Genomic DNA, 6,860 nt, shown 5'->3' on the forward strand with positions numbered 1-6,860 from the left:
TCGCTGATTTTTTGAAGGTATGGTCATCATCCAGTGCGTGTCACCACGGCTACGACTTGGTTGTTCGAGGTGCCCTTGTATGACTGCACATATGTCGAGCCCTTTTGTGGCGGAGCTGGGCTTGCCATTGAGCTGTTGCGCTCCGGCGCAGTTTCAGCAATACACCTCAATGACTTGGACCGCGCGGTGTTCGCATTTTGGCGCGAAGCTGTTGATTACACCGATCGACTATGCGCACGAATTGAGGAAACGACGTGCACGATGGAGACTTGGTACGACTGCAAGGCCATCTACCGCTCCTCTGATGCTTTAAGCCTGGAAGATCTGGGATTCGCAACTTTCTTCCTAAATAGGACGAACCGATCTGGCATCCTTAAAGGTGGGGTGATCGGCGGTAAAGAGCAGGCAGGCAAGTGGTCCTTAGATGCCCGGATGAATAAGGTTGACTTGATTGAGCGCATTCAGCGCATTGGCAAGTTACGGAGCCGGATCACGGTCACCAATTTGGACGCATGCGACTTGGTCTCATCCTACTGTGATCGCGTGACCGACAACGTTCTGATGTATCTGGATCCGCCGTACGTCGACAAGGGTCCGGGCCTCTATCTCAATGCTTACGAGGAAGATGATCATCGACGGCTTGCTCGCTTGGTTGCGAAACTTCCTTGCCATTGGGTAGTTTCCTACGATGCACACGATCTCATTCGTGAAATTTACAGTCCGTTCCACTCGACTGATCTGGCACTTCACTACAGCGCACCAGAGCATGCCCGTGTTGGGAACGAATTAGTATTTTTCAGCGAGAAACTTACGCCGCCAGACATGGAAGGGTTAACATCGCGCTATCGGCGCCCTTGGGCTATAGATGAATTTGATGCAAGGTCTGCGGCCATTTGAAGAGTAGGATTTTCCGCTCCATACGAAGCATTCAGGTGGTACGTGTGGGCATTGAAAATATTAGGAAAAAAGCAAAGCTACGTTGAATTGCATCGATCGCCTTGGCCAAATTGTTACTGAACGTGGGGCGGTAAAAATTCTGTGCCTCGTCCTTTACCAAGTATGGATTCGGCGATCGACAACACGTTTCATTTGCACTATCGGATCCGGATACGGCTCCGATTCTGGCAAGACCCTTATTGGGCAGGTAAGCCATCATGGCGAGCTCTGCAAAAAAGCCCAGCATGCGGGGCCTTCCTGCACATCTGCGCCGCGCCGATCAGAAGCTTGCGCGCACGCCGACGCGGTACTGGTTGGCGTCGTCGATGAACTGCGCTTCGGCAACCAGGCCCCAGGTCGGGGTGAAGTTGACCTGGCCACCCAAGGTGCCCACGAACTCGCCTTGGTCTGCGCCATTACCGTCGATGTAGCCAGCCTTGACCCAGGCTTCGGTACGCGGCGAGGGATTGCCACGCAGGCCCAGGTTGGCGAAACCGAGATTGGTGGAGTCGGACGCGTTGTCGATCGAGCTGCCGCGCAGCCGCAGATCGGATTCGATCTTGCTGCGCAGCACGCTGATGTCGGCGATGAATTCGACGCGCTCGGTCATTTCCTGGCGGTAGCCGATACCGACGCTGGCCTGCTCCAGGGTGCCTTCGATCACGAAGCCGCCGCCGAGGCTGTAATCCTTGGTGGCACGCTGATAGCCAGCGAGCGCGTATACCGGCCCGGCAATCTTCTAGGAGCCGCGGATGTAGCCGCCATCGATAACTTCAGACGTGTCGTTGACGGCGACGTCGGTACGGTTCCAGCCGCCTTCGACATAGCTGTAGCTCAGGCCTTGAGCAGACGCGGCAAACGATGCGGCGGCCAGCAGGGCAGCCAGAATCAGGGTGTTACGCATTGAGTGTTCTCTCCGAATTGATGTCCGTGTCTCGGCCCCGTTGCGGGGTGGAAAGAACGACGTCTCCCGTCGCGGCGCGCAATTTAACAGATCATTCACAATGCTGGCTATGGAGGATTTCCTGACATGACGCAGTGTCCTGCCAGCCTTAGCGAAGGCTCAGCAATTGCACCAATGCGCCCTGCTAGACTGCGCTCGCCGGTTCGCCGGCACTCACGAACGTCTTCAGGGCGGGGCGCGATTCCCCACCGGCGGTAGGCATGCGCAAGCGTGCGAGCCCGCGAGCGCTTGCGCATCGGAGTTAAGCGAATCCCCGCGAAACTCTTGCTGCGCAAGGATCAGCAGATCCGGTGCGATGCCGGGGCCGACGGTATAGTCCGGATGAAAGAAGACGGCCAACGTGCAGCCTTGCGGCTGTGCGCGCGCCTGTTTGCCTTGTGGCGTTTTTCGCTCAACTCCTGCGAGAAACGACTATGTCCATGCGTCACCCGTCGCGCTGCGTCGCGATCTTTTACCGCGCTCCGTCCGCTCCGTTGTCACTGCAAACGGAGGCGCGCTGATGTTCACTGGAATCATCGAAGGCGTCGGCCATTTGGCTGCGCGCCAGCTGCAAGGCGGCGATGTGCGTTTCACCTTCGCCACCGGCAGCCTGCCGTTCGAAGCGGTGCAATTGGGCGAGAGCATCGCGGTCAACGGCGTGTGCCTGACCGTGATCGCGTTCGATGCCGGCAGCTTTCAAGCCGATGCCTCGACCGAAACCTTGTCGCTGACCACACTGGGCGCCTTGCCGGAAGGCGCGTTGCTCAATCTGGAGCGCGCAATGCGCCCCACCGACCGTCTTGGGGGGCATCTGGTCAGCGGGCATGTCGATGGTCTGGGCCAGGTGCAGTCGGTGCAGGGCGATGCGCGTGCGCAGCGTTGGCGGTTTGCCGCCCCGCCGGCGGTGTTGCGCTATGTCGCCAAGAAGGGCTCCATCTGCGTGGACGGGGTCAGTCTCACCATCAATGAAGTGGACGAAGACGGCTTCGAGGTCGCGTTGATTCCGCATACGGTGGCCAATACCGCATTTGTGCAGACCGCGGTCGGCGCGGCGGTGAATCTGGAAATCGATCTGGTGGCGCGCTATGTCGAACGCCTGCTCGGCACGCGGGGTGCGGCATGAACTTTGCGCCCGTTCCGGAATTGATCGAAGAACTGCGCGCCGGGCGCATGGTGGTGATCGTCGATGACGAGGACCGAGAGAACGAAGGCGATCTGATCATGGCCGCCGAGCTGGTCAAGCCGTCGGACATCAATTTCATGGTGACCCACGCGCGCGGGCTGGTGTGTCTGTCGCTGACCCGCGAGCGTTGCGCGCAGCTTGGCCTGGCGCCGATGGTGCGCAACAACACCGCACAGTTCCAGACCAACTTCACCGTCAGCATCGAGGCGGCCGAAGGCGTGACCACCGGCATCTCCGCCTATGACCGCGCACACACAGTGCGCACTGCGGTGCGGCCGGATGCCAAGCCGCAGGATCTGAGTCAGCCGGGGCATATCTTCCCGCTGATCTCGCAGCCCGGTGGCGTGTTGACCCGCGCCGGGCATACCGAAGCGGCCAGCGACCTGCCAATGCTGGCCGGGCTGGAACCGGCCGGCGTGCTGGTGGAAGTGCTCAACCCGGATGGCAGCATGGCGCGTCGCCCGCAGCTGGAAATATTTGCGCGCGAGCACGGGCTGAAGATGGGCTCGATCGCCGATCTGATCGCCTATCGCCTGGCCAACGAGCACACCGTCGAGCGTGTGGACGAACGCGAGATCACCACCGAGTTCGGGCCGTTCACGCTGGTGACCTACCGCGACCGCATCGCGCACGATCTGCACTTTGCGCTGGTGCGTGGCAACGCCGATCCGCACACGCCGACGCTGGTGCGCGTGCAAGTGGAAAACCCGCTTGCCGATCTGCTGCACTGGCAGCGCGATGACTTCGGCGTGGCGGCCACCGATGCACTGCGTGCGATCGCGGACGAAGGGCAGGGCGTGATGGTGGTGCTGTCCGCGCCGCGCGACAGCGAATCGTTGCTGGCGCGGCTGCGCCAGCAACCGGAAGCGGCCGCCAACGCCAAGGACGTCAGTCAGTGGCGGCGCAATGGCGCCGGCGCGCATATCCTGGCCGAGCTCGGCCTGGGCAAGCTGCGCGTGCTGGGCACGCCGCGGCGTCAGGTGGGCTTGGCCGGGTTCGGGCTGGAGGTGGTGGAGTATTTGGAATGCCACGCGGGCGAGGGCGTGCGTTCTGTGCCGGCTGCCGCGCGGCCCTGAGGGTGGCCCACAGCATGGAGTGAGCCCGCCGTCAGGGTGGTTGCGGACGGATCGCAGGAATCGCGTTGGCCTAGCGGCTCCCGCTGTCTTTGAGCATCGACCGCGCCATCTGGCAGCTGCGCACTCTTTTGCTGCCCGCTCCAAAATCGCGTCTGAGGCACATGGCCTGGTCTGCTTCGGCGGCCCCGGCCTGCACGCGTCGGCGGGGCCAGGCCCCCGGCAGCTGTTAAACTTGCCGCCCCCTTGAGTTGCCGACCCGCATGACCCACTACGAAGGCGATCTCCGCCCCACCACCGCGCGCTTTGCAATCATCGCCAGCCGCTGGAATGCCCGCATCACCGACGCGCTGGTCACCGGCGCGCGCCACAGCCTGGCCGGCAACGGCATCGGCGAGGACGCCATCGACGTGGTCCGCGTGCCGGGCGCCTGGGAAATTCCGATCGCTGCCAACCGCCTGGCGCAATCCGGCCAGCATGGCGCGATCATCGCGCTGGGCTGTGTGATCCGCGGCGACACCCGCCATTACGAACACGTGGCCGACCTCTGCGCCGAAGGCCTGATGAGCGTGCAGTTGCAGACCGGCGTGCCGGTGCTCAACGGCGTGCTGGCGGTAGAGCGGGTGGAAGATGCCGAGGCGCGTGCCGGCGGCAGCCATGGTAACAAGGGCGAAGAATGCGCACTTGCGGCGCTGGAATTGTGCAATCTGATGGAGTTGTTGCCATGAGCAAGCCCGGTGGACATGCCCGCCACGTCCGTCGCGACGGCGTCGATCCTGTACTGCGTTCGCGCGCGCGCCGACGTGCCTTGCAGGCGGTATACGCTTGGCAGATTTCCGGTGGGTTCGCCAAGCAGGTGATCTCCCAGTTTGCGCATGAACAAGCGCACGAAGTGGCCGATCTGGCGTATTTCGAAGGCCTGGTCGAAGGCGTGCTGACCCATCGTGCCGAGCTGGATACCGCGCTGGCGCCGTATCTGGATCGCGGCGTGGAAGAGGTCGACGCGATCGAGCGCGCGGTGCTGCGCCTGGCCGCCTACGAATTGCTGTATCGCCAGGACGTGCCGTACCGCGTGGTGATCAACGAAGCGATCGAAATTGCCAAGCGGTTTGGCTCCGAGCATGGTCACACCTACGTCAATGGCGTGCTGGACCGCGCGGCGGTGGACTGGCGCAAGGTGGAGTCGGGCGCGGGCGGCGCCTGAGGCGCTGCCGGAGTCGGGAATTGGGAAGCGTAAGAGCACCATTTCCGATATCTGCTGACGCGCTTTTGCGACTCCCGATTCCCTTCTCCCGATTCCCGTCCCCATGCCCGAATTCGATCTGATTGCGCGCTTGCGCGCTCGCATCGCGGCGCGTGCCGATGTGCCGTTGGGCATCGGCGACGATGCGGCGCTGCTGCAGCCGCCGCCCGGCGAGCAATTGGCGATCACCGCCGATACGCTCAATGCGGGCGTGCATTTTCCGCACGAGACGCGCGCCGACGATCTGGGCTGGAAGACGCTGGCGGTGAATCTCTCCGATCTGGCCGCGATGGGCGCGCAACCGCGTTGGTGCACCTTGTCGCTGTCGTTGCCGCACGACGATGCGGGCTGGGTCGACGCGTTTGCCGATGGATTCTTTGCGTTGGCTGATGCGCATGCCATTGCGTTGGTCGGCGGCGATACCACGCGCGGGCCGTTGTCGTGTGCGGTCACCGCGATCGGCAGTCTGCCGCCGGGCGCGGCGCTGCGTCGCGATGGTGCGCGTGTGGGCGACGATGTATGGGTGACCGGTGCGCCGGGCGAGGCGGCCGCAGCGTTGTCGCTGTGGCAAGCCGGCCAGTTGGACGTGACCTGCGCGGCTGCCGACCCGTTGCACGAGCAGTGGCGCGGCCGCCTGCTGCGCCCGCAGCCGCGCGTGCACGCCGGCCTGCGATTGCGTGGGCTTGCGCATGCGTGCGTAGACATCTCCGACGGCCTGCTGGCCGATCTGGGACATCTGTGCGAACGCAGCGGTGTGGGCGCGCAGCTTGCGCTGGCGGCCCTGCCGGCGATGCAACGCAGCGCTGGGATCAGCGCGTTGCAATGCATCGGCTGGCAACTCGGTGGCGGCGACGACTACGAGCTGTGCTTCACCGCCGCCGTGCACCACCGCGACGCGGTGGTGCAGGCGATGGACTTCGCCGAAGTCGCGGTGACGCGCATCGGCCAGATCGTCGCCGCACCTGGCGTGGTGGTTGTCGATGCCGACGGTCATCCATGGCAGCCAACGCAACGCGGTTATCAGCACTTCGTGGGTTGAGCTGCTGGCGCGAGAGGCGTTGTGCAGCCGTGCTGCATCGCAGCCAGGGTCTGCGGGTCGAGGTCGGCCATGCGATTGGCGCGTGCCGATTTCACTTTCGAAACAGGCTCGCGATTGCGGCGCGCGTGTAGTGCGAACTAGGTGGCCTGTTACAATTGAACCGGGGGTCATTCTCCGCGTCTGATCGACGTACTTCCATTTCACGGGCTTGGGCTGTTGGCTGTCGTGGGATGTAGCGCATGATACGCCCAGGGTTCCGTAGACACTCAAGACCCTCGTTGCGGGTAGCGCCGTTCAAACTCTACAGGGGACAGCTCGTCAGTTGAACCGTGGCGGCGGTTGGGGTTGTAGAACATCTCGATGTAGGGCCTGTTAACACTAATGGCCTGAGCGAGTAAACTATCGAGTATGGAGATCATACCAGAGCAATTTTCCCTAATCGA

7 protein-coding genes, 1 pseudogene and 1 riboswitch are annotated in these 6,860 nt (G+C 62.8%); of the genes and pseudogenes, 6 read left to right on the top strand and 2 right to left on the bottom strand.

Going from position 1 to position 6,860, the window contains the following annotated elements:
* The first annotated feature begins 69 nt into the window (after positions 1–69).
* Entirely contained in the window at positions 70–897 is an 828-nt protein-coding gene (locus XpopCFBP1817_RS18550) for a DNA adenine methylase (protein ID WP_244171237.1), read from the top strand.
* A 31-nt stretch (positions 898–928) separates the two neighbouring features.
* Here XpopCFBP1817_RS18550 and XpopCFBP1817_RS18555 read toward each other — a convergent pair whose 3' ends face one another.
* Complete coding sequence (locus tag XpopCFBP1817_RS18555) at positions 929–1,183, bottom strand: hypothetical protein (protein WP_128418240.1); 255 nt, start codon at positions 1,181–1,183, stop codon at positions 929–931.
* Positions 1,184–1,216: 33 nt separating this feature from the next.
* Positions 1,217–1,840 (bottom strand): annotated as a pseudogene (locus XpopCFBP1817_RS18560) (hypothetical protein).
* Between the two features lie 217 nt (positions 1,841–2,057).
* A riboswitch (FMN riboswitch) is annotated at positions 2,058–2,237 on the top strand.
* A gap of 162 nt (positions 2,238–2,399) precedes the next feature.
* On the opposite strand from XpopCFBP1817_RS18560, the gene XpopCFBP1817_RS18565 reads away from it, so the two are divergent.
* The 5 genes from XpopCFBP1817_RS18565 to thiL all read left to right on the top strand — a co-directional run bounded on the left by XpopCFBP1817_RS18565 (position 2,400) and on the right by thiL (position 6,417).
* Positions 2,400–3,002 carry a riboflavin synthase gene (locus XpopCFBP1817_RS18565; protein WP_128418241.1) on the top strand — a complete coding sequence of 201 codons (603 nt, stop codon included), beginning with the start codon at positions 2,400–2,402 and terminating at the stop codon, positions 3,000–3,002.
* Positions 2,999–4,138 (top strand): 3,4-dihydroxy-2-butanone-4-phosphate synthase, encoded by a 1,140-nt coding sequence (gene ribB, locus XpopCFBP1817_RS18570; RefSeq protein WP_128418242.1) that lies wholly within the window; start codon positions 2,999–3,001, stop codon positions 4,136–4,138. The genes XpopCFBP1817_RS18565 and ribB overlap by 4 nt, the downstream gene beginning before the upstream one ends.
* 260 nt (positions 4,139–4,398) lie before the next feature.
* Complete coding sequence (gene ribH, locus XpopCFBP1817_RS18575) at positions 4,399–4,863, top strand: 6,7-dimethyl-8-ribityllumazine synthase (RefSeq protein ID WP_128418243.1); 465 nt, start codon at positions 4,399–4,401, stop codon at positions 4,861–4,863.
* Positions 4,860–5,339, top strand: coding sequence for a transcription antitermination factor NusB (nusB, locus tag XpopCFBP1817_RS18580; protein WP_128418244.1), 480 nt, complete (start codon positions 4,860–4,862; stop codon positions 5,337–5,339). Before ribH ends, nusB begins: the two co-directional genes overlap by 4 nt.
* Positions 5,340–5,442: 103 nt before the next feature.
* Positions 5,443–6,417 (top strand): thiamine-phosphate kinase, encoded by a 975-nt coding sequence (gene thiL / locus XpopCFBP1817_RS18585; RefSeq protein WP_128418245.1) that lies wholly within the window; start codon positions 5,443–5,445, stop codon positions 6,415–6,417.
* Positions 6,418–6,860 lie beyond the last annotated feature (443 nt).

The organism is Xanthomonas populi (assembly GCF_002940065.1).
Lineage (GTDB): Bacteria > Pseudomonadota > Gammaproteobacteria > Xanthomonadales > Xanthomonadaceae > Xanthomonas > Xanthomonas populi.

What these genes read in the sequence shown, in the direction of transcription:
- ribH (WP_128418243.1), top strand. Translation starts at nt 4,399, where the DNA reads ATGACCCACTACGAAGGCGATCTCCGCCCCACCACCGCGCGCTTTGCA.
- ribB (WP_128418242.1), top strand. Translation starts at nt 2,999, where the DNA reads ATGAACTTTGCGCCCGTTCCGGAATTGATCGAAGAACTGCGCGCCGGG.
- nusB (WP_128418244.1), top strand. Translation starts at nt 4,860, where the DNA reads ATGAGCAAGCCCGGTGGACATGCCCGCCACGTCCGTCGCGACGGCGTC.
- thiL (WP_128418245.1), top strand. Translation starts at nt 5,443, where the DNA reads ATGCCCGAATTCGATCTGATTGCGCGCTTGCGCGCTCGCATCGCGGCG.
- XpopCFBP1817_RS18555 (WP_128418240.1), bottom strand. Translation starts at nt 1,183, where the DNA reads ATGCTGGGCTTTTTTGCAGAGCTCGCCATGATGGCTTACCTGCCCAAT.
- XpopCFBP1817_RS18565 (WP_128418241.1), top strand. Translation starts at nt 2,400, where the DNA reads ATGTTCACTGGAATCATCGAAGGCGTCGGCCATTTGGCTGCGCGCCAG.